The organism is Novosphingobium soli (assembly GCF_042432915.1).
In the GTDB taxonomy this organism is placed as follows: domain Bacteria; phylum Pseudomonadota; class Alphaproteobacteria; order Sphingomonadales; family Sphingomonadaceae; genus Novosphingobium; species Novosphingobium soli.
This window is the reverse complement of sequence record NZ_JBHLWK010000006.1, coordinates 397137-423568: the sequence shown is the minus strand read 5'-3', so window position 1 is coordinate 423568 and position 26432 is coordinate 397137. Positions and strand designations below refer to the sequence as shown.

General features: G+C 68.4%; 25 protein-coding genes and 2 riboswitches. Of the genes, 13 read left to right on the top strand and 12 right to left on the bottom strand.

Features of this window, described 5'->3' with window-relative positions; all coding sequences use genetic code 11:
- Window positions 1-63: 63 nt before the first annotated feature.
- Window positions 64-1398 (bottom strand): methylenetetrahydrofolate--tRNA-(uracil(54)-C(5))-methyltransferase (FADH(2)-oxidizing) TrmFO, encoded by a 1335-nt coding sequence (trmFO, locus tag ACFFJC_RS03965; protein WP_379486181.1) that lies wholly within the window; start codon window positions 1396-1398, stop codon window positions 64-66.
- Between the two features lie 85 nt (window positions 1399-1483).
- Between trmFO and ACFFJC_RS03960 the strand changes: the two genes are divergently transcribed.
- Window positions 1484-2137 (top strand): hypothetical protein, encoded by a 654-nt coding sequence (locus ACFFJC_RS03960; RefSeq protein ID WP_379486180.1) that lies wholly within the window; start codon window positions 1484-1486, stop codon window positions 2135-2137.
- Between the two features lie 9 nt (window positions 2138-2146).
- Here ACFFJC_RS03960 and ACFFJC_RS03955 read toward each other — a convergent pair whose 3' ends face one another.
- From ACFFJC_RS03955 to ACFFJC_RS03945, 3 genes are read right to left on the bottom strand one after another with little or no spacing between them, the layout of a single operon-like run.
- The gene (locus tag ACFFJC_RS03955; RefSeq protein WP_379486179.1) at window positions 2147-2917 is read right to left on the bottom strand and encodes an SDR family NAD(P)-dependent oxidoreductase; all 771 of its coding nucleotides are present in this window, start codon (window positions 2915-2917) and stop codon (window positions 2147-2149) included.
- A 1-nt stretch (window position 2918) separates the two neighbouring features.
- Window positions 2919-3383, bottom strand: coding sequence for a nuclear transport factor 2 family protein (locus tag ACFFJC_RS03950; protein WP_379486178.1), 465 nt, complete (start codon window positions 3381-3383; stop codon window positions 2919-2921).
- 34 nt (window positions 3384-3417) lie between these two features.
- The gene (locus ACFFJC_RS03945; RefSeq protein WP_379486177.1) at window positions 3418-4842 is read right to left on the bottom strand and encodes a sigma-54-dependent transcriptional regulator; all 1425 of its coding nucleotides are present in this window, start codon (window positions 4840-4842) and stop codon (window positions 3418-3420) included.
- Between the two features lie 192 nt (window positions 4843-5034).
- On the opposite strand from ACFFJC_RS03945, the gene ACFFJC_RS03940 reads away from it, so the two are divergent.
- From ACFFJC_RS03940 to ACFFJC_RS03905, 8 genes are all read left to right on the top strand, one after another.
- Entirely contained in the window at window positions 5035-5160 is a 126-nt protein-coding gene (locus ACFFJC_RS03940) for an aa3-type cytochrome c oxidase subunit IV (RefSeq protein ID WP_379486176.1), read from the top strand.
- A gap of 182 nt (window positions 5161-5342) precedes the next feature.
- The gene (locus ACFFJC_RS03935; RefSeq protein ID WP_379486175.1) at window positions 5343-6503 is read left to right on the top strand and encodes a deoxyguanosinetriphosphate triphosphohydrolase; all 1161 of its coding nucleotides are present in this window, start codon (window positions 5343-5345) and stop codon (window positions 6501-6503) included.
- Window positions 6504-6515: 12 nt separating this feature from the next.
- Entirely contained in the window at window positions 6516-7202 is a 687-nt protein-coding gene (locus ACFFJC_RS03930; protein ID WP_379486174.1) for an NAD(P)H-binding protein, read from the top strand.
- A 120-nt stretch (window positions 7203-7322) separates the two neighbouring features.
- A riboswitch (glycine riboswitch) is annotated at window positions 7323-7418 on the top strand.
- Between the two features lies 1 nt (window position 7419).
- A riboswitch (glycine riboswitch) is annotated at window positions 7420-7542 on the top strand.
- A gap of 34 nt (window positions 7543-7576) precedes the next feature.
- Window positions 7577-8734 carry a glycine cleavage system aminomethyltransferase GcvT gene (gcvT, locus tag ACFFJC_RS03925; RefSeq protein ID WP_379486173.1) on the top strand — a complete coding sequence of 386 codons (1158 nt, stop codon included), beginning with the start codon at window positions 7577-7579 and terminating at the stop codon, window positions 8732-8734.
- Between the two features lie 10 nt (window positions 8735-8744).
- On the top strand, window positions 8745-9116 hold the full coding sequence (gene gcvH / locus ACFFJC_RS03920; protein ID WP_379486172.1) for a glycine cleavage system protein GcvH: 372 nt from the start codon (window positions 8745-8747) through the stop codon (window positions 9114-9116).
- A 349-nt stretch (window positions 9117-9465) separates the two neighbouring features.
- Window positions 9466-10836 carry an aminomethyl-transferring glycine dehydrogenase subunit GcvPA gene (gcvPA, locus tag ACFFJC_RS03915; protein ID WP_379486171.1) on the top strand — a complete coding sequence of 457 codons (1371 nt, stop codon included), beginning with the start codon at window positions 9466-9468 and terminating at the stop codon, window positions 10834-10836.
- Window positions 10833-12431: an aminomethyl-transferring glycine dehydrogenase subunit GcvPB gene (gene gcvPB, locus ACFFJC_RS03910; protein WP_379486170.1), complete on the top strand. Its 1599-nt coding sequence runs from the start codon at window positions 10833-10835 to the stop codon at window positions 12429-12431. The genes gcvPA and gcvPB overlap by 4 nt, the downstream gene beginning before the upstream one ends.
- 5 nt (window positions 12432-12436) lie before the next feature.
- Window positions 12437-12955 carry a CcdC protein domain-containing protein gene (locus ACFFJC_RS03905; protein ID WP_379486169.1) on the top strand — a complete coding sequence of 173 codons (519 nt, stop codon included), beginning with the start codon at window positions 12437-12439 and terminating at the stop codon, window positions 12953-12955.
- Between the two features lie 54 nt (window positions 12956-13009).
- On the opposite strand, the gene ACFFJC_RS03900 is transcribed toward ACFFJC_RS03905, so the two are convergent.
- The gene (locus ACFFJC_RS03900) at window positions 13010-13141 is read right to left on the bottom strand and encodes an entericidin A/B family lipoprotein (protein ID WP_379486168.1); all 132 of its coding nucleotides are present in this window, start codon (window positions 13139-13141) and stop codon (window positions 13010-13012) included.
- 70 nt (window positions 13142-13211) lie between these two features.
- A complete protein-coding gene (locus ACFFJC_RS03895) occupies window positions 13212-14162 on the bottom strand; it encodes a DMT family transporter (protein WP_379486167.1) in 951 nt (316 codons plus the stop codon).
- 44 nt (window positions 14163-14206) lie between these two features.
- Between ACFFJC_RS03895 and ACFFJC_RS03890 the strand changes: the two genes are divergently transcribed.
- Window positions 14207-14413, top strand: coding sequence for a hypothetical protein (locus tag ACFFJC_RS03890; protein WP_379486166.1), 207 nt, complete (start codon window positions 14207-14209; stop codon window positions 14411-14413).
- Between the two features lie 120 nt (window positions 14414-14533).
- Entirely contained in the window at window positions 14534-15148 is a 615-nt protein-coding gene (locus tag ACFFJC_RS03885; RefSeq protein ID WP_379486197.1) for a YceI family protein, read from the top strand.
- A 67-nt stretch (window positions 15149-15215) separates the two neighbouring features.
- On the opposite strand, the gene ACFFJC_RS03880 is transcribed toward ACFFJC_RS03885, so the two are convergent.
- On the bottom strand, window positions 15216-16715 hold the full coding sequence (locus ACFFJC_RS03880; protein ID WP_379486165.1) for a TadA family conjugal transfer-associated ATPase: 1500 nt from the start codon (window positions 16713-16715) through the stop codon (window positions 15216-15218).
- 116 nt (window positions 16716-16831) lie between these two features.
- Here ACFFJC_RS03880 and ACFFJC_RS03875 point away from each other — a divergent pair, with 116 nt between their 5' ends.
- Window positions 16832-17110 (top strand): HNH endonuclease, encoded by a 279-nt coding sequence (locus ACFFJC_RS03875; protein WP_379486164.1) that lies wholly within the window; start codon window positions 16832-16834, stop codon window positions 17108-17110.
- A 478-nt stretch (window positions 17111-17588) separates the two neighbouring features.
- Here the strand turns inward: ACFFJC_RS03875 and ilvC are convergent, their stop codons facing one another.
- From ilvC to miaA, 4 genes are all read right to left on the bottom strand, one after another.
- Complete coding sequence (ilvC, locus tag ACFFJC_RS03870; RefSeq protein WP_379486163.1) at window positions 17589-18608, bottom strand: ketol-acid reductoisomerase; 1020 nt, start codon at window positions 18606-18608, stop codon at window positions 17589-17591.
- 138 nt (window positions 18609-18746) lie between these two features.
- On the bottom strand, window positions 18747-19265 hold the full coding sequence (gene ilvN / locus ACFFJC_RS03865) for an acetolactate synthase small subunit (protein ID WP_379486162.1): 519 nt from the start codon (window positions 19263-19265) through the stop codon (window positions 18747-18749).
- 14 nt (window positions 19266-19279) lie between these two features.
- Window positions 19280-21022: a biosynthetic-type acetolactate synthase large subunit gene (gene ilvB / locus ACFFJC_RS03860; protein WP_379486161.1), complete on the bottom strand. Its 1743-nt coding sequence runs from the start codon at window positions 21020-21022 to the stop codon at window positions 19280-19282.
- Between the two features lie 164 nt (window positions 21023-21186).
- Entirely contained in the window at window positions 21187-22167 is a 981-nt protein-coding gene (gene miaA, locus ACFFJC_RS03855; protein WP_379486160.1) for a tRNA (adenosine(37)-N6)-dimethylallyltransferase MiaA, read from the bottom strand.
- Here miaA and serB point away from each other — a divergent pair.
- The gene (gene serB / locus ACFFJC_RS03850) at window positions 22160-23053 is read left to right on the top strand and encodes a phosphoserine phosphatase SerB (RefSeq protein ID WP_379486159.1); all 894 of its coding nucleotides are present in this window, start codon (window positions 22160-22162) and stop codon (window positions 23051-23053) included. The genes miaA and serB overlap by 8 nt on opposite strands.
- Before the next feature lie 1106 nt (window positions 23054-24159).
- On the opposite strand, the gene purL is transcribed toward serB, so the two are convergent.
- Window positions 24160-26355 (bottom strand): phosphoribosylformylglycinamidine synthase subunit PurL, encoded by a 2196-nt coding sequence (gene purL, locus ACFFJC_RS03845; RefSeq protein ID WP_379486158.1) that lies wholly within the window; start codon window positions 26353-26355, stop codon window positions 24160-24162.
- Window positions 26356-26432 lie beyond the last annotated feature (77 nt).

Here is a 26432-nt window from a genome sequence, read left to right as displayed (position 1 = left end):
AAACTATCTCAGAAACAGCGGCTATGCTTCAGCCTAAGACGATCACGCTCTAGGCGCGGTTTGTCAGCCGAGCGCGGTCAGCCAGGGTGCGATATCGTCCTTGGCGCGCGCCGTGTACGCCTCCTTGCGCTGCTTCTTCTTCACCTCGTGCAGCGGCGGGAACAGGCCGAAGTTGACGTTCATGGGCTGGTAGGTCTCAGCCTCGGCATCGCCCGTGATGTGCGAGAGCAGGGCGCCCATCGCGGTGGTGCGCGGCGGCGCCTGCCATACGCGCCCCGCCAGCTCAGCGCTCGCCATCATCCCCGCCAGAAGCCCCACGGCCGCGCTCTCGACATAACCCTCGCAGCCGGTGATCTGACCTGCGAAGCGGACGTGCGGTGCGGTCTTCAGCCGCAAGGTGCGGTCCAGCAGCACGGGCGAATTGAGGAAGGTGTTGCGATGCAAGCCGCCGAGGCGCGCGAACTCGGCCTGTTCGAGGCCTGGTATCGTGCGGAACAGGCGGACCTGTTCGGCATGCTTGAGCTTGGTCTGAAAGCCGACCATGTTCCACAGCGTCCCGAGCTTGTTGTCCTGACGCAGCTGGACGACGGCGTAGGGCCAGCGCCCCGTCCGCGGATTGTCGAGGCCCACCGGCTTCATCGGCCCGAAGCGCAGCGTGTCGACCCCGCGCTCGGCCATGACCTCGATGGGCATGCAGCCGTCGAAGTAGGGCGTGTTCTCCTCCCACTCCTTGAACGCCGTCTTCTCGCCCCCGACGAGCCCGGCATGGAAGGCGAGGTACTGCTCCTTGTCCATGGGGCAGTTGATGTAGTCCTTGGTCTCACCCTTGTCCCACCGCGAGGCCATCCAACACACGTCCATGTCGATCGTGTCGCGGTAGACGATCGGTGCGATCGCATCGAAGAAGGCCAGGCTGTCCGCGCCCGTGGCGCGGCCGATCGAGCCGGCGAGGGCTTCCGCGGTGAGCGGGCCGGTGGCGACGATCGTCGGCCCGCTCTCCGGAAGCGCATCCACACGCTCTCGCACGATCTCGACGTTGGGCAGAGCCGCGAGGCGGGCTTCCACTTCTGCGGAGAACACGTCGCGGTCCACCGCCAGCGCAGAGCCCGCGGGGACCTGGGCCGTGGCCGCCGCGGCCATGATCAGCGACTCGCAGCGGCGCATCTCGTGGTGGAGCAGGCCGACGGCATTCTTCTCGTCGTCGTCGGAGCGAAAAGAGTTGGAACAGACCAGCTCGGCCAGCCCATCGCCCTGGTGGGCAGGACTGCGCTCGCCGGTGCCGCGCATTTCGGAAAGGCGCACACGGAAGCCCCGGCGCGCGAGCTGCCAGGCCGCCTCGCTGCCCGCCAGGCCGCCGCCGATGACGTGAATATCGTGGGTTGGGGAAGGGGTATGCATGACGGCGGCCTAGCTTGTCTCGACGCCATGGAAAAGGGCTGGTGCACCTGCCATAGGGGCATGCTGGCCGAGAGGAGACCACCGAATGCCCAGACGCGCGCTGATAGAACGCAGGCCCTGGCTGGTGGCGAGCCTCGCCTGCGCCCTCGCGTGGCTCTGGCTACAGGACAGCGCGGTCCCAGGGCTGTACCTGATCGCGCTGCAGGCGTTGCCGCTGCTGCTGCTCGGCGTCTATGCGGCGCTGCGCCACAAGGGCAATGATACCCGCTCTCTCGCAGCGATGCTGGCGCTTCAGGGCATCGGCGGGGCGCTGATCGAGACGGCGCCGCTCATCGGGCTCAACCTGCTGCTGCTCGCCTATCTGATCGGGTTGGGCCTGTTCATGGCTCACCGCCGCGCCGTGGTGGACAGCAGCCGGCGTGCTTCGGCGCTGGCCCTGGTCCTGGGCACGCCGTTGCTCTGCTTCTTTGCCGCAGATCGCGCCGGCGTGAGCGTCCCGGTGTTCCTGGGCCTTGCTCTGGGCGGCATGACGGCGGGAGCGTGGATCAGCACCTTTCCCCGGGGCCGGGTGGGGCTGGGGGCGGCCGTGATCGTCGCTGGCGTGGTGCTGGAAATTGCAACGCTCGGAGCGGCGCCGTCCGTCGTCGCGTCGATCGCCTGGCCGCTGCTGTACCTCGGCAACTTCGTCCTCGCTACCGGCATTACGGGGGAGCTCCGGATGCGCCAGGACTTCGAGTAACCCGAGGGTTTAAAGGCTGTTGCCGCCGTCGCTCACCAGGACGGTACCGGTCACGTTCCAGGCCGCGTCGGACAGCAGAAAGCCGATCTGCCCGGCCATCTCCTCGGCACTGGCGAAGCGCCCGAGCGGCGTCGACTCCTGGGCCAGCGTGTCGAGTGCCGCTTGCCGGCTGCCAAGTTCATCCACCATCGTCTGAAAATGCGCGTTCTTGGTCCAGATGGGAGTGTCCACCCGCCCCGGGGCGACGGCGTTCACGCGGATTCCCTGCGCCGCATGCTCCGCCGCGGCCACGCGAGCGAGGTGTGCGACTGCGGCCTTGCTGCTTCCGTAGGCCGCCGTCATCGGCACCGGCTTGACACCCGCGGCCGAGCTGGTGAGCACGGCGCTGCGACCGCGTGTTTCGCCCGAGCGGGTCATCAGCCTGAGCGCAGCGCGCAAGGACAGGAACATGCCGTCAAGATTGACCGACAGCATTGCGCGCCAATCCGCATAGTCGAGCGAAACAATCGGGCATCCATCGGCTATGCCGGCATTCAGCACCGCGTGGTCGAGCCCTGGCTCAGACGCCTCGAGCTCCGCCCATAGCTGTTCGTCACGCACGTCGCCTGCCACGCGGCGGCATGGAGTCCGCAACTCCAGCCGCGCGAGGACCGCGGCATCGCTGTCCACCAGCACCAGGCGGGCAATGCCTCGTTCGTCGAGCCAGCGTGCCACCGCCGCGCCGATCCCGGAGGCCGCTCCCGTGATCAGTGCGGTACGCCCATCGAAATCCATCGCCATGTCACTCAACCTCCACCCGCAAGCGCTCGATCCGGGTCGTGAGAATCCGCCACCCGTCGCCGCGATTGACGTACGTCTCGTGGTAGCGCCCCCACCCCGTGAGGCGAGAGAAGGGACCGCCGGGGGGCAGGAACAGGCGATCGGTGAAAGCCCAGATGCCGCGTGCGGTGCCGGCGCTCTCGATGGTGATGTCCGGATCGTGACCCTGGTGGACCGTCACGAGGTGCGGACCTTGCGATGGCGGCGCATCCGCCCATGCCTCGCGACCTTTCATCACCGTGTTCATGGCCGGGAAGTGATCCACACCCGTTGCCGGATCGGTGCAGCAGCCCCGGTAGTCCAGCACGCAGTCTTCGGCGAGGATCGAGCGGACGAGCGCCGCATCGCGGTCGTCCACGCCGCGAAAGTAGCGCGCCTTCAGCTGCCTGATCTCTTCGATGGCAGCAAGCCGGTCGATCACGTCCATGCCTGTCCTCCTCCCGAACAGGTGTCTGGACGGCTCAGGCGGCGTTGTCGATGCCCAACTCGCTGAGCTTTCGATACAAAGTCGAGCGGCCGATCCCGAGGCGGCGCGCGACTTCGGTCATGCGGCCGCGATACAGGCCGATGGCGAGGCGAATGACGTCAGCCTCGATCTCCTCCAGCGGCCGCAGGTTACCGTCCGCCGTGTAGAGCATGACGCCCGAGCTCTCCTGCATGGGATTGCCGGCGACCGGGGACGAGCCTGTGCCGAGGATGCTGAGAAGCTGCGGAAAATCGTCGGAGGTCAGCGCGTCGCCATCGCAGAAGACGGCGGCTCGAAACAACACGGCCTGGAGCTGCCGCACGTTTCCGGGCCAGTCATAGGCGGCGAGAAGCGAAAGCGCACCTTCGGTGATGCCCAGTTCGCGCAGTCCCGGCTGCTCGCCGATGCGGGCGAGGAAGAAGCGCGTCAGCGTCGGGATGTCCGCGGCGCGCTCGCGCAACGGCGGCAAGTGGACCTTGGTGGGCGAGATCGCCGCCAGAAGTTCGGGCAGGAAATGTCCCTGGTCGGCCATGTCCGCGAGCGGAAGGTTGCTGGCCGCGATGACCCGCACGTCGATGCGGAAGGAGTGTCGCGCGCCAATCGGTCGACAGTCGCCCTTGCGGATCGCTTCCAGCAGGCGTTCTTGAACCGATATCGGGAGCCGGTCGATCTCGTCGAGAGCCAGCGTCGCGCCGTCGCAGTGCTGGAGTGCGCCGATCTGCCTGTCGAAGGCGCCGGGAAAGGCGCCTTTCTCATGCCCGAACAGGGCCGACTCGACCGAATTCGCCGGGACGCCGCCGATGTTGATGATGCGCAGCGGCATCCTGGCCCGCGGACTTGCAGCGTGCATCGCGCGGATGAGCATCTCCTTGCCCGTTCCGCTCTCCCCTTCGATCAGCACGGGCGCGTGGCCGCGCGCCGCCTTTGCCGCGACCGCAAGCGCCTTGCGGAAGTTGGGAGCCGCCCCGATCATAGATTCGAAGTCGGGGTTGGACGGCATCTTCTCGGTGAGTGGCGCGAGCTCGTCTCGCGGCGCTTCGCGGGTCGTGGCCGAGCGCAACGCGTGCATCAGGCGGTCGGGTGCGACGGGCTTCACCAGGTAGTCGGTAGCCCCGGCGCGCATCGCTTCGACGGCCAGCAGGGGCGAGGTGCTGGCGGTCAGCATCAGGATCGGCAGCGCGGGACGGCGCGCCTTGAGCTCGGCGATCAGCGCGCAGGCATCGTCGCCCGGAACCCACTGGTCGAGGATGATGGCGGAGAGCTGCATCCCCGAGCGCGTGCCCAGCGTGGCGATCGCGGTCTCCGCATCGCGCACGATCAACGTTCGCCAGCCTTCCCGGGCGGCGAGCGCCGAGATGAGACGGCTCTGTGCCGGCTCGTCATCGATGAGCATGAGGAGGCGTTGGTCAAGTTCCGCCATGGTGTTGCCGTTCGAGATCGCCTCCTAATTTCGCCGCCAGCCTAAGCCGGTCAGGTAAAGACGGTATTAAGCCTGATAATAGGCCAGCACGGACCCGCGCTGCGTTTCTATCGCCCGGTTCCACCTTGAGCGCGCCGCTGCACCGGTCTAGAGCGGCGGCAGCAAAGCAACAGTGTTTGGGGGTTTGAAGATATGGCTTCTGGTAATGACATGAAGGCTGCCACCGCAACCTACAACGGCTTCATCAAGGCCGCCACCTGGGGCACGGGCATCTGCATCGCGATCGTCGCCGTCGTCGTGGGTCTGATCGCCTCCTGACCTTCTCGCGAGTCTCTCCACAGTTTCCGCCGTCGTCCTCGCTCCCTGCAGACTCTGCGTCAGTCGGCGGAGGAGCTTGCGCCGCCTGGCGGAAAACACGTGCGGTCTTGTTCTGTTGCGGAGGGGCTCGCTAAGGGGGTGGCGCTGGCGACATCCGTCGCCACCATCGGAGTCTGCAGCGCTTGACCCTAGCTTGCTATGCGTCCCATCCTTCGCAATCGCGGGGCCGCGAGTTCGCGATCGAAAACGGCCTGGCCCGCGGCGCGCGTAGCCCCTACCAGCGGGACCGCGACCGGATCATCCACTCGATCGCCTTTCGCCGCCTGCGCTACAAGACGCAGGTGTTCGTCGCGCCGGACGGCGACCATTACCGGGTCCGGCTGACCCATAGCCTGGAAGTGGCGCAGATCGCGCGGGTGATCGCGCGCATTCTCGGGCTCGACGAGGATCTGACCGAGGCGCTCGCGCTGGCCCACGACATCGGCCACCCCCCTTTCGGGCATGCGGGCGAGGACGCGCTGGACGCTGCGCTCCACAAGGCGGGCGGCTTCGACCATAACGCCCACACGCTGCGCACCCTGATGCGGCTGGACAGCCCCTATTGCGAGCACGATGGCCTCAACCTGACCTGGGAAACGCTGGAGGGATTGGCCAAGCACAACGGCCCGGTGGCGCAGCCCAACTGGGCACTGACGGAGCTCGACGCAGCCTACGAGCTGGATCTTGGTACCCATGCCTCGCTCGAAGCGCAGGTGGCGGCGCTTTCCGACGATATCGCCTATGACAACCATGACATCGACGACGGCCTGCGCGCCGGTTTCCTCGATCTGGACGAACTGCTGGTACATCCGTTCGTCGCCGAGCGGTGGCGAGAGGTGGAGCGTCGCTATCCGCATGCCGAGCTAGATCGCAAGCTCGCCGAGCTGATCCGCAGCCAGATCGGCGTCATGGTCAACGACCTGGTGGCGCAGACGCAGAAGAACCTGGCCGGCGTCGGCAGCGTGGCGGAAGTGCGCGCGGCGGGGCGGGCGCTGGTCTCGTTCTCGCCCGCCATGGCGGAGGCGGAGCGCGCCTTCAAGCGCTTCATGTACGACAAGCTCTACTACCATCCCGAGCAGCTGGAGACGGCCAAGCGCGCCAGGGCCCTGCTGGCGGAGCTCTATTCTGCCTATTCGCAAGAGCCGGTGCTGATGGAGGAAAGCTGGATCGACACCATGCCGCGCATCGAGCCCGACCGCAGCCGGCACATCGCCGACTACATCGCGGGCATGACCGACCGCTTCGCCATCGCCCGCCACGCCGATATCTACGGGCGCACGCCTGAAGGGCTGAGCAATGTCTAGGCGCGGCTGACGGTGGAGCAGGGGGGTATTCGGATCTGCCTGGTCGGGGCGACCGGGCTGGTCGGCTCGTCCGTCATGGCAGAGGCGGTGGGGCGCACGGATGTGCGCGTGATCGGCGTGGGCCGGCGAGAGGCCGTGCTGCCGCCTGGAGCGCGGATGGAGATGCTGGTGGGGGAGCCGATCGACTGGCCGGCGCTGGTCAGGGCCGCGCGGGCCGACGTGCTGGTCTGCGCGCTGGGCACCACCATCAAGGCGGCAGGAAGCCGCGAGCAGTTCCGCGCGATCGACTACGACCTGGTTCGGTTCGTGGCCGAGGGCGCGCGGGCAGCGGGCGTCGAGCGCATGGCCCTGGTCTCCTCCGTCGGGGCGGAGCGGGGCAGCGGAAACTTCTACCTGCGGGTCAAGGGTGAGGCGGAAGCGGCGGTGGAACGCCTGGGATTCCGCCGCTTCGACGTGCTGAGGCCGAGCCTGCTGCGAGGGCGCAGGACCGAACCGCGGCCGCTGGAACGGGCAGGGCAGGTGATGGCGCCGCTGGTCGATCGGCTGGTGCTCCATGGCCGATTGCGGCGGTTCCGCTCGATCCCGGCGGCGGCGGTGGCGCGGGCGGCTCTGGCGCTGGCGGGACAGGAGGCGCCGGGGCGCTTTGTCCACGAACACGATGCGCTGCGCGCCTGGTCGCAGCGCGCATGCAGGAAATAAGGTGGCATTAGCGCCGCATTAGCGGCCCATCAGCGTCCAGAAAGCTGTGGCCGGTGCCGCCGCTTGCATGCCACGCCCGTTGACTTGCGCGGAACGCTCCACCAAGGCTGAGGGCACTCGCTGACACGCGCGGGAGAGACCTGGCCGATTCGTCGGTCGGGCGCCGAAGGAGCAACCGCCCCGGAATCTCTCAGGCAAAAGGACCGCGCAGCGTCGACAGCGAGCCTCTGGAAAGTGCCCCGCGCAGGACCTGTGCGTGGCCGCCGACGGTGTAACCCGGTCCGTCCCATCGAGGATGACGCCGGGGAAGCTCTCAGGCTTCCGTGACAGAGGGGGCACCTGATGGTGGTCCATGCCTGTCGCGGAGTCGTGCCTTGAGCGAATATCCTGTTACCGAAGATGAAGACGGCGCGGAGGACCTTGCCCCGCTGACCCTGCCGCTCGATGCCTGGCATCGCGAACGGGGCGCCCGCATGGTCGAGTTCGCCGGCTACATGATGCCCGTGCAGTACGAGGGCATCATGGCCGAGCACCTGTGGACGCGCGAGAACGCGGGCCTGTTCGACGTCAGCCACATGGGCCAGCTCGAAGTCAGCGGCGAAGGCGCCGCGGCGGCGCTGGAAGCGCTGCTGCCGGGCGACATCTCCGCGCTGAAGCCGGGACGGCAGCGCTACTCGCTGCTGCTCGACGAGAACGGCGGCATCCTCGACGACCTGATGGTCACCAACCGCGGCGGCGAATACTACCTCGTCGTCAACGGCGCCACCAAGTGGGACGACATCGCCCACTTGCGCGAGCACCTGCCCGACGAGATCACGCTCAACCACCTCGACGAGCACGGGCTGCTCGCCCTGCAGGGCCCCAAGGCCGCCGAGGCGCTGGGCCGCCTGGGCCTGGAGCCGGCATTCCCCGGCATGCCGCGGCTGGACGACCTCAAGTTCATGCAGGCCGCGCCGTTCTTCTGGGATGGGCGCCCGCTGGGCGTCAGCCGCTCCGGCTACACCGGCGAGGACGGCTTCGAGATCTCGGTGCGCGGCGAGGACATCGCCGCACTGGCCGAGGCGCTGGCGGCACAGGACGCGGTGAAGCCGATCGGCCTGGGCGCGCGGGATTCGCTGCGGCTGGAAGCGGGGCTTCCGCTCTACGGCCACGACCTCTCGCCCGAAACCGATCCGGCGAGCGCCGAGCTCGGCTTCGCGATCTCCAAGCGCCGCCGTGCCGAAGGCGGCTTCATGGGCGCCGACACGGTGCTGCCGCTGCTGTCGCAAGGCCCGGCCCGCCGCCGCGTCGGCCTGGTCCTCGACGGTCGCATGGCGGCGCGCGAGGGCGCGCAGGTTGTCGTGAATGGTCAGGAAGTTGGCATCGTCACTTCCGGCGGCTTCTCACCTTCTTTGCAGAAGCCGATCGCGATGGCCTACGTCGATTCCGCGAAGGCCGCCGAGGGCACGCCGCTCACCATCGCGATGCGGGGCAAGCTGCTCGACGCCATGGTCGTGCCGATGCCCTTCGTTTCCCATCGTTACCACCGCTGAGGATCTCCACATGACCCGCTATTTCTCCGAAGACCACGAGTGGATCGAAGTCGAGGGCGACCTCGGAACCGTCGGGATCACCGACTACGCACAGGGCCAGCTCGGCGACATCACCTTCGTCGATCTCCCCTCCGAAGGCGCCAGCGTGGCCAAGGGCGACTCCGTCTCGGTCGTCGATTCGGTCAAGGCCGCCTCGGACGTCTACACGCCCGTCTCGGGAACCATCGCCGAAGTGAACGCCGCGCTCGCGGATGCGCCCGAGCTGGTGAACACCGAAGCGGAAGCGGGCGGATGGCTGTTCCGCGTGACGCTTTCCGACAGTGCCGAGCTCGGGTCGCTGATGGATGAGGCGGCCTACAAGAGCTACGTCGAGAGCCTGTGACGCCCGTGTCTCCCCCGTCCCGGAACGGGGAGAGGGATCCAGACCCCTCCGTCACCGACTGCGTCGGCGCCAACTCCCCATCGCTTTGCGACGGGGAGGAGCAAGTGCGAGCGCTTGCGTATCCTCCCTATTCCGCAGGAATGGGGAGGGGGACCGCCCGCTTAGCGGGTGGTGGAGGGGCAGCAAACCGCTTCGTCAAACCGCATGCCGTCGCTCGTCCCCAAGAGCTGCATCGATAGCCTCTGACGCCCCTCATCCTCCCCGTTCCGCAGGAATGGGGAGGGGGATCGCCCGCACAGCGGGTGGTGGAGGGGAGATCCAAGCCCAAGATACCTAAGGAACCCGCCTCATGCGCTACCTTCCCCTGACCCCGGCGGACCGCGCCTCCATGCTGGAGACGATCGGCGCTGCCAGCGTCGACGACCTCTTCATCGACGTCCCTGCCGAGGCACGCCTGTCCGGGGCCATCGAAGGGTTGCCTCCTCACGCCAGCGAGATGGCCGTCGAGCGCCACATGAGCGCGCTTGCGGCGAAGAACGTGAGCGCCGGCTCGGTGCCGTTCTTCCTGGGCGCGGGCGCCTATCGGCACCACGTGCCCGCTAGCGTCGACCACCTGATCCAGCGCGGCGAGTTCCTGACCGCCTACACGCCCTACCAGCCCGAGATCGCGCAGGGCACGCTGCAGGTCCTGTTCGAGTTCCAGACGCAGGTGGCGCGGCTGTTCGGGACCGACATCGCCAATGCCTCGATGTACGACGGCTCGACGGCGTGCTGGGAAGCGATCCTGATGGCCGCGCGCATCACCCGCAAGGGGCGGGCGCTGCTTTCGGGCGGCCTGCACCCCCACTATGGCGAAGTGGTGCGCACGATGGCGAAGTTCACGCGTGACGACATCGTCTCGCTGTCCCCCGAACTGACCGCGGAGCCCGACGATGCCGCCCTCATCGCCGGGATCGACGAGGCGACCTCCTGCGTGGTGGTCCAGTACCCCGACGTCCTCGGCCGCATCCCCGACCTGGCCGCCATCGCGGACGTGGCGCATGCCCGCGGCGCACTGCTGGTGGCGGTGGTGACCGAGCCGGTCGCGCTCGGCCTGATCGAGGCACCCGGCCTGCTGGGCGCCGACATCGTGGTGGGCGAGGGGCAGTCGCTCGGCGTCGGCCTGCAGTTCGGCGGTCCGTACCTGGGGCTGTTCGGCTGCCGCGAGAAGTTCGTGCGCCAGATGCCCGGCCGCCTCTGTGGCCAGACCGTCGACGCCGCGGGCAAGCGCGGGTTCGTGCTGACGCTCTCGACGCGCGAGCAGCACATCCGCCGCGAGAAAGCGACGAGCAATATCTGCACCAATTCAGGGCTTTGTGCGCTTGCCTTCAGCATTCACCTGACGCTGCTCGGCGGCGAGGGGCTGGCCCGGATGGCGGCGGTCAACCATGCCCGTGCGCAGGCGACCTTCGAGCGCCTCGCCCGGATTCCGGGGGTGTCGCTGCTCAATGCCGCCTACTTCAACGAGGCGACGCTGATCCTCCCGCGCGACGCGCGCGAGGTGGTGCGCGCCCTGGCCGACCGGCAGGTGCTGGGCGGCGTCTCGCTCGGCCGCCTGTTCCCCACCGCGGAGGGCCTGGGCCGAGCGCTGCTGGTCGCCGCAACCGAGACCACCACGGCCGAAGACATCGAGGCTTTCGCCACGGCCCTGGAAGCCGTGCTTGCAGGAGAACCGGCATGAACGCCCCCAATGCAGCCGGCTGGCGCCCCTCCATGGGTGAGGCCGGAGAGATGAAAAACCAAACATCCAGCGGTGATTACGGGCTGATGCTGGAAGAGGCTCTCAGCTTCGAGCTGGGCGCGGCCGACAAGTGCGGCGTCGATCTCGACCCCGCCGACCGGGCACCCTCGGAGGCTCTGGGCCGGTTCCTGCGCCAGTCCGCTCCGGGCCTGCCGGGCCTGACCGAGCCCGAGACCGTGCGCCACTACACGCGCCTGTCGCGCCAGAACTATGCCATCGACCTCGGGCCGTTCCCGCTGGGTTCGTGCACGATGAAGCACAATCCGCGGCTGAATGAGAAGATGGCGCGCCTGCCCGGCTTCGCCGACGTCCACCCGCTGCAGCCGCAGGCGACCGTGCAGGGCGCCCTCGAAGTGATCGAGCAGCTGGCCGACTGGCTCATCACGCTGACCGGCATGGCCTCGGTGGCGATGAGCCCCAAGGCCGGCGCCCATGGCGAGCTGTGCGGCCTGCTGTGCATCCGCGCCGCGCTCGACGCGCGCGGCGAGGCGCGCGACGTGGTGCTGGTGCCCGAGAGCGCCCACGGCACCAACCCGGCGACGGCGGCCTTCGCCGGCTTCAAGGTGGAATCGATCCCGGCCACTGCCGCGGGCCGGGTCGACCTCGAAGCCCTCAAGGCCAAGCTCGGGCCCAAGGTCGCGGGGGTGATGATTACCAATCCCAACACCTGCGGCCTGTTCGAGCCCGACATGCGGGCGATCGCCGACGCAGTCCACGCCGCGGGCGGCTACGTCTACTGCGACGGCGCGAACTTCAACGCCATCGTCGGCAAGGTGCGCCCCGGCGACCTCGGCGTCGATGCCATGCACATCAACCTGCACAAGACCTTCTCCACTCCGCACGGCGGCGGCGGCCCGGGTGCGGGGCCGGTGGTGCTCTCCGAAGCGCTGGCTCCTTTCGCGCCGCTGCCCTTCGTGACGCGCGGTGCAGACGGCTCCATCCACCTGGTCGAGGAGGAGAACGCGGGCGAGGGCCACGACCAGGCGTTCGGGCGCATGGTGGCGTTCCACGGGCAGATGGGCATGTTCACCCGCGCGCTCACCTACATCCTCAGCCACGGCGCCGACGGCCTGCGCCAGGTCGCCGAGGACGCGGTGCTCAACGCCAACTACGTGCTGCGTGCATGCGAGGACCTGCTACCGGCGCCGTTCGCCGCCAGCGGCCCGTGCATGCACGAGGCGCTGTTCAGCGATGCGGGGCTGGCGGAGGGCTTCTCCACGCTCGACATCGCCAAGGGCCTGATCGACGAGGGCTTCCACCCGATGACCGTCTACTTCCCGCTGGTGGTCAAGGGCGCGATGCTGGTGGAGCCGACCGAGACCGAGAGCAAGGCGGGACTCGACCGCTTCATCGCTTCGCTGCGCAGCCTGGCGGAGCGCGCGAAGGCCGGCGACGAGAGCCTGCACTCCGCGCCGCACTTCGCGCCGCGCCGGCGGCTTGACGAAACGCTCGCGGCAAGGAAGCCTGTGCTGGTGTGGCAGGGCGAGCCCGGCGTCGCAGGGACGCCCTCGCTCAGCGAGATCGGAGGAAGCTGAGGACCATGGGAGAGGGGGGGCGCGGCCTGGGGGCCTATCTGCCGTTCGCGGTGTTCGCCGCGATCATGGCCTGGCGCTATTTCCGGATGGAAAAGGCCCGCCCCTTGCGTCTCCCCCTGCTGTGGATCGCGCCGCTGCTGGTGACCGCGGCGGTGTGCCTCGCGCTCTACGGCCTGCCGCCCAGCGGCTTCGGGTGGCTGGCGCTGGCCGCCGGGTTCGCGCTCGGCGCCGGGCTCGGCATCCAGCGCTCGCGGCTGATGCGGCTGCACGTGGAGGGTGCGGGGAACGAGGCCAGGGTGATGATCCGCCAGTCGCCGCTGGCGCTGCTGTTCATCCTGGCGATCTTCGCGGCGCGGCGGCTGTTCCTGCCGGAGATGGCCGTACAGGGCCCGCACCCGGCCGCCAGCGGGCTGCTGGTGATGGATGCCACGCTCGGCCTCATGCTGGGGATGGTGGTGCTCAGCCGGGTCGTACTGTGGCAGCGCGCGCGGGCGATGGTCGCCGCGCACATGTTCGACGCCTGAGACGGCGGCCTCGGCAGGCGAGCCCTGCTGGCGCGGGCCCGCCTGCGCGCGGCATCAGTTGATCGCGTCTTGGCCCGCCTGGCCGACCGACTGCACGTCGCGTCCGGCACCCTTGACGGTGTTGCAGGCGGAGGCGGAGAAAACGATGCCGCCCGCGACGAGGGCGAGAACCAGCTTCTTGACCATGGTAGCGTTCCTTTTTCCGAGCGAGTCCGGCAGCCCGGCCCACGCATCGGTCTGAACACCTTGCGGGAGGTCAGGTTCCCTCGCCGTCGGCTTCCTCGGTCGCGCCTTCGTCGATCGCCGAAGTGGGGGAGATCCGGCGTGCCAGGAAATGCTCGCGCGAAGTGATGATGAGCCCCGCGGCGACGATCAGCGGGGCGCCGAGCCAGGTCGCGGCCGCCGGGAGCTGGCCCCAGAGGAGCCAGCCGTAGAGCGTCGCCCAGACCAGCGCCGAGTAGTCCATCACCACCACCGTCGCCACCTGGCCGAAGCGCAGGGCCGAGGTGATGAGGAACTGCGCCAGGGTGCCGGCCAGCCCGATCGCCACCAGCAGCAGCCACTCGCGCGCGGTGTGGGCCGTCGCATAGGCGGGCAGGGCGGCGGCGGCGAACAGCGAGCCGTAGAAGGCGAACCAGAACACGCAGGCGATCGGCGGCTCGGTGCGCGAGAGGTCGCGGATCTGGAAGCTGACGACGGCCACGATCAGCCCTGCGCCCAGGCCGGCCGCAAGGCCGAGCGGCGGCACCGGCGCGCCGCCCGGCTGCGCGATGACGAGGACGCCCACGAAGCCGAGGATCACCGCGGTCCAGCGCCAGGGTCCGACCCTCTCGCGCAGGGCGAGCGCGGTGATGAGCACCGCGAACAGCGGCGTCGTGAAGCCCAGCGTCGTCGCCACCGGCAGCGGCAGCAGCGCGGCGCCGCCGATATTGCAGCACAGCCCCGCGGTCCCCGTCGTCGCGCGCAAGGCGTGGCTGCCCATGCGCCCGGTCCGCAGCAGCCCGAGCCGCCCGGTGGCGCCCAGCGCGGCGAGGATCAGCGGCACGCTCATCGCCTGGCGCCAGAACACCAGCTCGGGCAGCGACACGCCCGACTCGCTCGCCACCTTCACCAGCATGAACATCGTCGAGAGCATCGCCATCGCCCCGAGGCGCAGGGCGATGGCGAGCATCGGGCGCTCGGGCTGCGGGGGGCGGGGGGAGGTCACGGAGAGCCGCTTTAACTCCGCGCCGCGCGAGGGCAAGGCGGGGCATGGACGATTCTCTTCGCGTGATGACCATCTGCGGAACCGCCGCCGCCCTGCTGGCCGCCCTGGCCTGGTTCGCGGACCGCCGCCGCCACCGCCGCCGCGACCTCGACCGCGTCGGCTTCATGCCCTGGACCGCGATCTTCTTCTGGTCGCTCATGGCGGCGGTCCTGCTGCTGGGCCTTGCGGGCAGGGCCTGGTTGGGCGGGTGAGGCGGACTCGTTCCAAATAGTTGAACAAGCGCATCGAATTTATCCGGCTGGGCACCTGCGCGCCGGGATGGGACGAGGCTGCGGCAATCGCCCCCGCTTCCCCATCCCAGGAGAACTCCCATAAAACGCATCTTCGCCTCGGCCCTGGTGGCCGCCGCTCTCGCCGCGTCCGCGCCGTTCGTTGCGCAGCAGGCGCAGGCTGGGGCCGCGCCGCTCCAGCCCGGCACCTATGCCCTCGACAGCGCGCACACGCTGGTGCGCTTCACCGTCGACCACCTGGGCATCAGCGACTTCTTCGGCACCTTCCCCGGCGCCACCGGCACGCTTGCGATCGATCCGCGCAACCTCGCCGCGGCCAAGGTGGACGTCTCCGTCCCGGTGGCGCGCGTGTCCACCACCAACGCCACGCTCGACGGCGAACTGGTGAGCGCGGACTGGTTCGACGCCGCCCGCTACCCGACGATGCGCTTCGTCTCGACCAAGGTGGTGAAGACCGGCGCCGACACCGCCGACATCGCCGGCGACCTGACCCTGCACGGCGTCACCCGGCCGGTGACGCTCAAGGCCCATTTCAAGGCCGCGGCGGTCAACCCGATGAACAAGGCCTACACGCTGGGCTTCAATGCCGAAGGCGTCATCAGGCGCTCCGAGTTCGGCGTGACCAAGTACGTGCCGATGGTCAGCGACGAGACGGAGCTGTCGATCACCGCCGCCTTCGAGAAGCAGGCGGACTGAGGCGCAGGATCCGGGCGTCGCGTGCGGCGCCCGGGCACCGCCAGCGCGCGCCGGCCGCGGCCGGCGCTCAGAGGCAGGCTTCGAGGTACGCCTGGTCGAAGCCGAACTGCCGGGCCTTCTCCAGCGTGTAGGGACGCAGGCCCGAGGACCGGAACTCGCCGAGGATGCGCCCATCCTCGCTCTCGTCCAGGTACTCGAACTTGAACAGCTCCTGGGTGACGATGACGTCACCCTCCATGCCGATCACTTCGGTGATGTTGGTGGTGCGGCGCGAGCCGTCGCGCAGGCGCTTGACCTGCACGATCAGGTCGACGCTCTCCGCGATCTGGCGGCTGATGGCTTCCTTGGGGATCTTGATGTCGCCCATCAGGATCATGTTCTCCATGCGCCCCAGGCACTCGCGTGGCGAGTTGGCGTGGAGCGTGCACATCGAGCCGTCGTGGCCGGTGTTCATGGCGGCGAGCAGGTCGAAGCATTCGGCGCCGCGGATCTCGCCCAGGATGATGCGGTCGGGGCGCATGCGCAGCGCGTTCTTGACGAGGTCGCCGATGGTGATGGCGCCCTGGCCCTCCAGGTTCGGGGGGCGCGTTTCCAGCGGCAGCCAGTGCGGCTGCTGCAGGCGCAGCTCGGCCGCGTCCTCGATCGTCAGCACGCGCTCGCCCGGGTCGATCATCTTCGAGAGGGCGTTGAGCATCGTCGTCTTGCCCGAGCCGGTGCCGCCCGAGATGACGATGTTCATGCGGCAGGCGCCGGCGATCTTGAGCGCCGTGGCCATCTTGTCGCTCATCGAGCCGAAGTCGCGGAGCATGTCGATGGTGATCGGCTTCTCGGAAAACTTGCGGATCGAGATCGCCGTGCCCCGCAGCGAGAGCGGGGGCACGATGACGTTGACGCGGCTGCCGTCCTTGAGGCGGGCGTCGGCCAGCGGCGTCGTCTGGTCGACACGGCGGCCGACCTGGTTGACGATGCGCTGCGCGATCTGGAACAGGTGCTGCTCGTCGCGGAACTTGGTCGACGCAAGCTGGAGCTTGCCCTTCTTCTCGATGTAGGTCTGGTTGGGGCCGTTGACCATGATGTCGGAGACGTCGGGGTCGTTCAGCAGCTCCTCCAGCGGACCGAAGCCCAGGAGCTCGTCGATCAGCACCTTCTCCAGCGCGAACTGCTCGCGCCGGTTGAAGGTGATCTTGAGCTCGGCCAGCACCTCCATGATGATCGGGCGGAATTCCTCGGAGAGCTCGTCCTTGGTGAGCGTGGCCGCCGCCTCGGGATCGACGCGCTCCAGCAGGCGGGGCAGGACCTGCTCCTTGATCTTGTGGATCGAGGCCTCGAAGCCGTTCTGCTCGGACGGCTCGTGGACGGCGTTGGCGCGGTCGGCCAGGCGCGACAGGGCATCGTCGCGCGACGGGGCGGCGAGCTCGCCCGGCAGCGGCGGGAACTGGTCCCCGCCCGGCAACGGCGCCGTACCGACCTTGTCGCCGCCGCCCTTCAGCGGCTTGGCCACACCGAAAGCCGGCCGGGCACCCTGGCCCAGTCCGCCCACACTGTTACGTCGACCGAATGCCGTCATCAACCCGTCAACCTCAAGCCTCGCCTTGCGAGGACTGCGACCCTATCTGTTTGAAGCCGCTCATTAAGGTTGAAACTTTGATAACTCCCTAATGGCGCGGCAGAAGGAGACCCGCAGTGGCAGGTGACGAACGCGAGTGCTGGCTCTGCGCCCGCCCCCTCGGGCGCAAGGTCGAGTGGCACCATCCCGTGCCCAAGAGCCGCGGTGGGCGCGAGACGGTTCCGCTCCACCCGATCTGCCACCGCACCATCCACGTCACCCTCAGCAACGCGCAGCTGGCCCGTATGAAGCCGGAAGCATCGGCCCTGCTGGCGGTGGAGGAGATCGCCCGCTTCGTGCGCTGGGTCTCGGGCAAACCGCCCGATTTCCACGCCCCGACGCGTCGGCGACGGTAGCGGGGGGCGCTCCGGGCTTTCGGACGGCTCGCAGTAGACGGCGCAGGGCCTTCGACAGGCTCGGGCCGAGCGGAGCGAGGAGGTCTGGCTTGCAGCGGGAGGTGCCCGCCAATCCCACCCCGCTCATGCTGAGCTTGTCGAAGCATGCGGGCCTCGCGCCCCGCCCCAGGGCCTTCGACAAGCTCAGGCTGAGCGGGTTGGGGAGGTCTGCCTTGAGGCGGGAAGTAGCCGCCAATTCGACTCCGCCAGGCAGAGCGGGCTGGGGAGGTGCGGCTGAGGGCAGTGACTGTCCGCCCATCCCACCCCGCCGAGGTAGAGCGGGCCGGGAAGGTGCGGTTGGAAGGCGGGAAGTGCCCGCCTCTCCTCACACCGCTCATGCTGAGCTTGTCGAAGCATGCGGGCCTCGCGCCAGCCCCGCACACCAAAACGGGCGGGTGGTCTTGCGACCACCCGCCCGCCGCAAGGATCGGGTCGAACCTCAGTTCTTGGTCTTGTCCACCAGCGCGTTGGCGCCGATCCAGGGCATCATGGCGCGCAGCTTGGCACCGGTCTCCTCGATCGGGTGGCGCAGGGCGGCCTTGCGGGCGGCCTTGAGCTCGGGCTGGCCGGCGCGGTTGTCCATGACGAAGGCCTTGACGAAGCGGCCGGACTGGATGTCCTCCAGCACGCGCTTCATCTCCTTCTTGGTCTCGTCGGTGATGATGCGCGGGCCGATCGTGATGTCGCCGTACTCGGCGGTGTTCGAGATCGAGTAGCGCATGTTGGCGATGCCGCCCTCGTACATCAGGTCGACGATCAGCTTCAGCTCGTGGAGGCACTCGAAGTAGGCCATCTCGGGGGCGTAGCCGGCTTCCACCAGCGTCTCGAAGCCTGCCTGGACCAGCGCGGTGGCGCCGCCGCACAGGACCGCCTGCTCGCCGAACAGGTCGGTCTCGCATTCCTCGCGGAAGTTGGTCTCGATGATGCCCGAGCGGCCGCCGCCGACGCCCGAGGCGTAGGCGAGGGCGATGTCGTGCGCGTTGCCCGTGGTGTCCTGGTGGATCGCGACGAGGCAGGGGACGCCGCCGCCGCGCTGGTATTCGGAGCGGACGGTATGGCCCGGGCCCTTGGGGGCGATCATGATGACGTCGATGTCGGCGCGCGGCTCGATCAGGCCGAAGTGGACGTTGAGGCCGTGCGCGAAGGCGAGCGCGGCACCGGGCTTGAGGTTGTCGTGCAGGTCGGCGGCGTAGATCGCGGCCTGGTGCTCGTCGGGCGCCAGGATCATGAGCACGTCGGCCCACTGGGCGGCCTCGGCGTTCGAAAGGACCTTGAAGCCGGCGGCTTCGGCCTTCTTCGCGGTGGCCGAACCGGCGCGCAGCGCAATGGCGACGTCCTTGACGCCCGAATCGCGCAGGTTCTGCGCATGGGCATGGCCCTGGCTGCCATAGCCGAGCACGGCGATCTTCTTGTCCGTGATCAGGTTGATGTCGCAATCGGCGTCGTAGTAGACCTTCATTTTTCCGTCCTTTTCTTCGTCATTCCCGCAGGCGCGGGAACCCATCTCCTGACCGTTGATCTGGGACCTCCCGCTGGAGATGGGTCCCCGCTTCGGCGGGGATGACGGGTGGTGCTGGTATGCTCGATGTTCTGGAATTCAGGCTTCGGCCGCCCCGCGCGCCATCGCGACGATGCCGGTGCGGCCGACCTCGACGAGGCCGAGGTCGCGCATCAGCGCCACGAAGCTGTCGATCTTGTCCGGCGCCCCGGTCAGCTCGAAGATGAAGCTGCCCGTCGTGGTGTCCACCGGGCGCGCGCGGAACACCTCGGCGATGCGCAGGGCCTCGACGCGGCGGTCGCCCACGCCGGCGACCTTCACCAGCGCCAGCTCGCGCGCCACGTGCGGGCCGACCTCGGTGAGGTCCACGACCTTGTGGACCGGCACCAGCCGCTCGAGCTGGGCGTGGATCTGGTCGATCTGGCTGCGCGGCCCGTGCGTGACGATGGTGATCCGGCTCACCGCGTGGTTGTCGGTGATGTCGGCCACGGTCAGGCTGTCGATGTTGTAGCCGCGGGCGGTGAACAGGCCGGCGATCTTGGCGAGGATGCCCGCCTCGTTGTCGACCGTTACGGTGAGGACGTGTCGTTCCTCGGCTTCATGCTGGATGTGCATCATGGGTTCTCTCGTCCTCAGACCAGCGCCTTGGCTTCGTCGTCCATGGTGCCCGCCACGCTGTCGCCGTAGAGGATCATGTCGGTGTGCGCCGCGCCCGAGGGGATCATCGGGAAACAGTTGCTCTCCTTGTGGACCAGGCAGTCGACGATCACCGGGCCGGGGTGGTCGATCATCGCCTGGATGCCGGCGTCGAGCTCGCTCTCGTTCTCGATGCGGATGCCCTTCCAGCCATAGGCCTCGGCCAGCTTCACGAAGTCGGGGAGGCTGTCCGAGTAGGAGTTGGAGTAGCGGCTCTCGTAGGTCAGCTCCTGCCACTGGCGGACCATGCCCATCCACTCGTTGTTGAGGATGAAGACCTTGACCGGCAGGCGGTACTGCGTGGCGGTGCCCAGTTCCTGGATGTTCATCTGGATCGAGGCGTCGCCGGCGATGTCGATGACCAGGCTGTCCGGGTTGCCGCACTGCGCGCCGATCGCCGCGGGCAGGCCGTACCCCATGGTGCCCAGGCCCCCCGAGGTCAGCCACTTGTTCGGGCTGAAGAACGGGAAGTACTGCGCCGCCCACATCTGGTGCTGGCCGACCTCGGTGGAGATCACCGGATCGCGGTGCTTCGTCAGCTCGTAGAGCCGCTCGATCGCGAGCTGCGGCATGATCGCCTGCGCGTTCGCGGGGTAGGCGAGGCTCTTGCGCCCGCGCCAGCCTTCGACGCGGGCCTTCCACGCGGCCAGGTCCTGGCCCTTACGATCCCCCCACTCGGCCAGGATCTGGTCGAGCACGGTGGCGCAGTCGCCGATGATCGGCAGGTCGACCTGGACCGTCTTGTTGATCGAGGCGCGGTCGATGTCGATGTGGATCTTCTCGGAATGGGGCGCGAAGGCGTCCAGTCGGCCGGTGACGCGGTCGTCGAAGCGGGCGCCGATGCAGACGATCAGGTCCGCCTGGTTCATCGCCATGTTGGCTTCGTAGGTGCCGTGCATGCCCAGCATGCCGAGCCAGTCGGCATGGTCGGCGGGGAACGCGCCCAGACCCATCAGCGTCGAGGTGACCGGCGCGCCGGTCTTCGCCTGCAGCTCGCGCAGCAGCGCCGTGGCGCGCGGGCCGGAGTTGATGACACCGCCGCCGGTGTAGAACACCGGCGCCTGGGCGGCGGCCAGCATCGCGACCGCACGCGCGATCTCGTCGGCGGCGCCCTCGGTGCGCGGGTTGTAGCGCTGGTGGCGCTGGACCGGGCCGTCGTGCCAGGTCGCCATCGCGATCTGGACGTCCTTGGGGATGTCGATCAGCACCGGGCCGGGGCGGCCGGTGGTGGCGATCTGGAACGCCTCGTCGATGATCGCGGCGAGGTCGGCCGGGTCCTTCACGAGGTAGTTGTGCTTGGTGCAGTGGCGCGAGATGCCGACGGTGTCGGCTTCCTGGAACGCGTCCGACCCGATCAGCGCCGTCGGGACCTGGCCGGTGATGACCACCAGCGGGATCGAATCGAGGAAGGCGTCGGCAATGCCGGTGATCGCGTTCGTCGCGCCGGGGCCCGAGGTGACCAGCACGACCCCCGGCTTGCCGGTCGAGCGCGCGTAGCCTTCCGCCGCGTGCGCGGCGCCGGCCTCGTGACGGACGAGGATGTGGCGGAGTCGCTCGTCGCCGAAGAGGGCATCGTAGATCGGAAGCACGGCGCCGCCGGGATAGCCGAATACGAATTCGACCCCCTGCTGGACCAGACTCTCGACCAGGATGCTCGCGCCGCTGCGCTCTTCACTCACAACACGTTCCTTCTCAAATCCGTTGCAGGAGGCCGGTGATCCGGCTGCTTCCCTGATGAATCCGACCCGGCACGACGGCTGGGCCGCACCGGGTCGTCCTCTCCTCCCTGCCTGACTTCCGGCCAGCAGGTGGACACGGCCTCTAGGCAGGTGGAAATGTCAGGTCAACCCAGAAAACGCAATAAAATATCTCTAAGAAGCCTGCCATTGAAATTTTGCAATTCCATGCGCGGCCAATCGGCGGGGGGCTGGTGCCGCAGCCACGTGAACTGCCGCTTGGCGTAGTTGCGCGTGGCCTGCGCCCCCCGCGAGACGGCGGTTTCGAGCGTCCACTCGCCCGAGACGACCTTCGCCAGCTCGGGTACGCCGATCGCCCGCATCACCGGGAGGTCGGGGTCCAGCCCCCGCGCCAGCAGCGCTTCCACCTCGCCGAGGGCGCCGCGCGCGATCATGCCCTCGAAGCGCAGGTCGCAGCGGGCGTAGAGCGCCTGGCGCTCGGGCAGCAGGATGAGCGGGTGCAGCGCGACGGTGCCGGCGATGCCCCCGCTTGTGCGCGCCTGCCAGTGGGCGAGGCCGTGCCCGGTCGAGCGGACCACCTCCAGCGCCCGGGCGACGCGCGTTACGTCGGTGGCGCCCAGCCGTGCCGCACGCTCGGGATCCTCGCGAAGGAGCGCGGCATAGGCCTCCTCCACCGGCAGCGCGCGCACCGCTTCGCGGACGGACGGCGCGATCGGCGGGATCGGGGCGATTCCCTCGATCAGCGTGCGGATGTAGAGCCCGGTGCCACCCACCAGGATCGGCACCGCGCCATCGCCGTGGATCTCGGCCAGGGTCTCGCGCGCGGCGCGCGCCCAGTCGGCGGCCGAGCAGCCCTGCGCACCGTCCCAGGCGCCGAACAGCCGATGCTCGATGCCGCCCATGTCGTCCGCGTCCGGGCGCGCGCTGAGGATGGAAAGGTCGGCATAGACCTGCGAGCTGTCCGCGTTGACCACCACCGCGCGCCGTCCGCGCCGCTCGAGTTCCTGGGCCAGCGCCACGGCACAATCGCTCTTGCCGCTGGCGGTGGGCCCTGCGATGAGCGCCAGCGGCGGCCGGTCTCCGGCGGCGACATCGTATGGCGCATCAAGGGAATTCGCAGTGCTCATTGCCCGGCTGATAGCAGAACCGGACCACCTTTCGGCAAGACTCGAGGCCGCCAAGGCCGAGATGGAGCGGGCAGGGGTGCGGATCGCCTCCGCGGCGATGCTCGATTTCTGCGGACAGACCATGCAGATGGCCTCCCCCGACGACGACGCGGCGGCGCTGCGCCAGGCGCTCGATGCGCATTTCGCGCCCACCGACGGTCTCGTCACCGCCGACGAGCCGATCGTGCCCCGCGTCTTCATCTCCGACATGGATTCGACCATGATCGGGCAGGAATGCATCGACGAGCTGGGTGACTTCGCCGGGCTCAAGGACCGCATCGCGGCGATCACCGAGCGGGCGATGCAGGGCGAGCTCGACTTCGAGCAGGCGCTGCGCGAGCGCGTCGGCCTGCTGCAGGGCCTGGGCACCGATTCCATAGAGCAGTGCCTGGCCACGCGTATCCAGCCGATGCCCGGCGCCAAGGTGCTGGTGGAGACGCTCAGGGCGCTGGGCTGCCGCACCGTGCTGGTCACCGGCGGCTTCCATCAGTTCGCCGACCCGGTGGCCGAGCAGCTGGGCTTCGAACACGTGGTGGGCAACCGCCTGGAAGTGGCGGGTGGCAAGCTGACCGGCGGGCTGGTCGGCGGCATCGTCGATTCGGCCGTGAAGAAGGCCACGCTGCTGGCGGAGATCGAGGCGGCGAAGGAGCAGTGGGGAGACGGCGTCACCACGCTCGCCACCGGGGACGGCGCCAACGACATCCCCATGCTGGAGGCGGCGACCTACGGCATCGCCTATCGCGCCAAGCCCAAGGCTCGCGCCGCGGCCAACGGCTGGATCGACCGGGGCGACCTCACCAGCGTGCTGCGGCTGCTGGGAATCTCCGAGAAGGACTGGGTGCGCTAGCACGGGACGACGCGGTGGGGAGAGGCCGGTGTCGAAGAGCAGCCATCCGCACTATCGGCTGTTCGGGCTGGTCTTGGTGTTCAACCGCGGGGTCCTGGCGCTGAGGTGAATGGGCTCGCGGGGGCGGGCTGATCCTGCCTGTCGCGCCGGCACGGGGAGGGGACCGCTTGCGCCGGACCTCCCGGATCCGCTCAGCCTGAGCTTGTCGAAGGCTTTGGGGTGAGGCGCGCGGTTCCCATGCTTCGACAAGCTCAGCATGAGCGGTGTGGGTGGAACCTAGCACAGCATGGGCGGTGTGGGTGGCCCCCAGGCGGCGTGCACAAATTCGACGTCTGCTAAATGGCAGCACCGGGTGGGTTGCGAACATAACTGCCTTCGACCTTATCTTCTATAGTCGAACCAAACAAGGAAGGCCGGGAATTAATCTATATAGAAAGCATATCCCTTCGGCCTTTTCAGAAGCGCGAAAAGCGATACTTTGCAAATCTGATCGCATTCGAGAGAAAGTTCGGATTTAGATATCGCCATAGATTTATGCCGCTTTTCAAAGTCCTTTGTTATCTGAAAGAAAGATTTTTCCACCGCAATGTGGCAATTTCGCGCAAATGTATATTTCCAAACGTAGAATCCTTGAGGCATCTCTTCGTTTTGTTCTGGCCGCTCTGCGGTAATTTCCCCATGTACCAGCACCCCAAAGAAACCCACTATTTTTACTCCCTTTCACGAACGGTCGCGGATTTTGCCTATGTCCGCAACGGGGCGTGACCGGACTGTCTGAATTTGTCCACGTGCCCCAGCCCAGCCGAACCTTCCAGGTCTGCTCAGCCTGAGCTTGTCGAAGGCCCCGGGGCGTGGCGCGAGGCCCGCATGCTTCGACAAGCTCAGCATGAGCGGTGTGGGGGGCTAGCACAGCATGAGCGGGATGGGTGAAGCCTAGCGCAGCATGAGCCGTGTGGGTGGACTCTACCGCAGCGTTCCAGCCCAGCCGGACCTCCTCGATCCGCTCAGCCTGAGCTTGTCGAAGGCCCCGCGGCGAGGCGCGGGGCCCGCGGGCTTCGACAGGCTCAGCATGAACGGAAGGGCGGCGGTGCCGCCCGACGTCGAGGTCACGCGTCCATCCAGTCCTTGAAGAAGGCTTCGTTGGTCTCGCGCAGCGTGACGAGGTCGACACTCAGGCCGTTCTCGCGCGTTTCCTGGATCGCGCCGCCGCCCACGGAGCCGATGCACACGGCGCCCGGGACCTCGACGCCCGCAGGGGCGGTGACGAGGTAGCGGCCCTGGTCCTCGCCGAAGGCCTCGGCGACGCCCGCGAGCGGATCGAGCAGCGCGCCGCGATTCCCGGCCAGCGCCATCTCGGCGATGGCGACCAGGAGGCCGCCGTCGCTGATGTCGTGGACGGCGTTGACGGTGCCCTCGGCGATGAGCTGGCGCACCAGCGCACCGTTGGCGACTTCCGCCTTGAGGTCGACCGACGGCGGATCGCCCGCCTCCTGCCCGGCGATCTCGCGCAGCCACAGCGACTGGCCCAGGTGCGTGCCCTTGCCCCCGATCAGCCAGATCCGGTCGGTCTCGGCCTTGAAGCCGATGGTGGCCATCTTCTCGTGGTCCGCCAGCAAGCCCACGCCGCCGATCGCCGGGGTGGGCAGGATCGCCGAACCGCCGCCGGTCGCCTTCGATTCGTTGTAGAGCGACACGTTGCCCGACACGATCGGGTAGTCGAGCGCGCGACAGGCGTCGCCCATGCCGGTGAGGCAGCCGACGATCTGCGCCATGATCTCGGGACGCTGCGGGTTGGCGAAGTTGAGGCAGTTGGTGATCGCCAGCGGCAGCCCGCCGACGGCGCTGATGTTGCGGTAGGTCTCCGCCACCGCCTGCTTGCCGCCCTCGTACGGGTCCGCATAGCAGTAGCGCGGAGTGCAGTCGGTGCTGATCGCCAGCGCCTTCTGCGTGCCGTGGACGCGCACCACCGCGGCGTCGCCGCCGGACTTCTGCATCGTGTCGGCGCCGACCTGGCTGTCGTACTGCTCCCAGATCCACCGCCGCGAGGCGAGGTCGGCGCAACCCATCAGCGTGAGGAGATCGGCGCCCAGGTCGTTGCTCTCGGCGACGTCGCCCAGCGCCGGGACTGCGGCCCAGGCCTTGTACGCCTCGGGCGTGACGTAGGGGCGCTGGTACTCGGGGGCCTCGTCGGCAAGCGGGCCCAGCGGGATGTCGCAGACGACCTCGCCGTCGAACTCCAGCACCATGTGCCCGGTGTCGGTCACTTCGCCGATCACGGCGAAGTCGAGCTCCCACTTGCGGAAGATCGCCTCGGCCATGGCTTCCTTGCCGGGCTTGAGCACCATGAGCATGCGCTCCTGGCTCTCGCTCAGCATCATCTCGTAGGGGGTCATGCCCTCCTCGCGGCACGGCACCTTGTTCATGTCGAGCCGGATGCCGGCGCCGCCCTTGCTGGCCATCTCCACCGAAGAGGAGGTGAGGCCGGCCGCGCCCATGTCCTGGATCGCGACGATGGCGTCCGTGGCCATCAGCTCGAGGCAGGCCTCGATCAGCAGCTTTTCGGTGAAGGGGTCGCCAACCTGCACGGTCGGGCGCTTCTCGTCCGAGTGCTCGTCGAAGTCGGCAGAGGCCATGGTGGCGCCATGGATGCCGTCACGGCCGGTCTTGGAGCCGACGTAGACGATCGGGTTGCCCAGGCCGGTGGCGGCGCAATAGAAGATCTTGTCGGTGTCGGCGACGCCCACGGTCATCGCGTTGACCAGGATGTTGCCGTCGTAGGCCTTGTGGAAGTTGGTCTCGCCGCCGACGGTGGGGACGCCCACGCAGTTGCCATAGCCGCCGATCCCGGAGACCACGCCCTGGACCAGGTGCTTCATCTTGGGATGGTCCGGCCGGCCGAAGCGCAGCGCGTTCATGTTGGCGACCGGGCGCGCGCCCATGGTGAAGACGTCGCGCAGGATGCCGCCCACGCCCGTCGCCGCGCCCTGATAGGGCTCGATGTAGCTGGGGTGGTTGTGGCTCTCCATCTTGAAGATGGCGGCCTGGCCGCGGCCGTCCGGACCCGGGCCGATGTCGATCACGCCGGCGTTCTCGCCGGGGCCGCAGATCACCCAAGGCGCCTCCGTCGGCAGCTTCTTGAGGTGGAAGCGGCTCGACTTGTACGAGCAGTGCTCGGACCACATCACCGAGAAGATGCCCAGCTCGACAAGGTTCGGCTCGCGGCCCAGGGCGCTCAGGACGCGCTCGTATTCCTCGGGGTTGAGGCCATGCGCCTCGACGACGTCAGGGGTGATTCCGGTCATGCGACGCGCCTTAGCTCCGTCGATGCGCCGGCGCTAGCCCGTGCGTCGCCGCTGCGCGATCGCTGTGGGCCGCTCGC

Excerpts from the sequence above, each read along its gene's own strand:
- trmFO (WP_379486181.1), bottom strand. The coding sequence starts at position 1,398 with ATGCATACCCCTTCCCCAACCCACGATATTCACGTCATCGGCGGCGGC.
- ACFFJC_RS03960 (WP_379486180.1), top strand. The coding sequence starts at position 1,484 with ATGCCCAGACGCGCGCTGATAGAACGCAGGCCCTGGCTGGTGGCGAGC.
- ACFFJC_RS03890 (WP_379486166.1), top strand. The coding sequence starts at position 14,207 with ATGGACGATTCTCTTCGCGTGATGACCATCTGCGGAACCGCCGCCGCC.
- gcvPB (WP_379486170.1), top strand. The coding sequence starts at position 10,833 with ATGAACGCCCCCAATGCAGCCGGCTGGCGCCCCTCCATGGGTGAGGCC.
- gcvPA (WP_379486171.1), top strand. The coding sequence starts at position 9,466 with ATGCGCTACCTTCCCCTGACCCCGGCGGACCGCGCCTCCATGCTGGAG.
- ACFFJC_RS03950 (WP_379486178.1), bottom strand. The coding sequence starts at position 3,383 with ATGGACGTGATCGACCGGCTTGCTGCCATCGAAGAGATCAGGCAGCTG.
- ACFFJC_RS03945 (WP_379486177.1), bottom strand. The coding sequence starts at position 4,842 with ATGGCGGAACTTGACCAACGCCTCCTCATGCTCATCGATGACGAGCCG.
- ACFFJC_RS03905 (WP_379486169.1), top strand. The coding sequence starts at position 12,437 with ATGGGAGAGGGGGGGCGCGGCCTGGGGGCCTATCTGCCGTTCGCGGTG.
- gcvH (WP_379486172.1), top strand. The coding sequence starts at position 8,745 with ATGACCCGCTATTTCTCCGAAGACCACGAGTGGATCGAAGTCGAGGGC.
- ACFFJC_RS03940 (WP_379486176.1), top strand. The coding sequence starts at position 5,035 with ATGGCTTCTGGTAATGACATGAAGGCTGCCACCGCAACCTACAACGGC.
- ilvC (WP_379486163.1), bottom strand. The coding sequence starts at position 18,608 with ATGAAGGTCTACTACGACGCCGATTGCGACATCAACCTGATCACGGAC.
- miaA (WP_379486160.1), bottom strand. The coding sequence starts at position 22,167 with ATGAGCACTGCGAATTCCCTTGATGCGCCATACGATGTCGCCGCCGGA.
- ACFFJC_RS03900 (WP_379486168.1), bottom strand. The coding sequence starts at position 13,141 with ATGGTCAAGAAGCTGGTTCTCGCCCTCGTCGCGGGCGGCATCGTTTTC.
- ACFFJC_RS03880 (WP_379486165.1), bottom strand. The coding sequence starts at position 16,715 with ATGACGGCATTCGGTCGACGTAACAGTGTGGGCGGACTGGGCCAGGGT.
- ACFFJC_RS03955 (WP_379486179.1), bottom strand. The coding sequence starts at position 2,917 with ATGGCGATGGATTTCGATGGGCGTACCGCACTGATCACGGGAGCGGCC.
- ilvN (WP_379486162.1), bottom strand. The coding sequence starts at position 19,265 with ATGATGCACATCCAGCATGAAGCCGAGGAACGACACGTCCTCACCGTA.
- purL (WP_379486158.1), bottom strand. The coding sequence starts at position 26,355 with ATGACCGGAATCACCCCTGACGTCGTCGAGGCGCATGGCCTCAACCCC.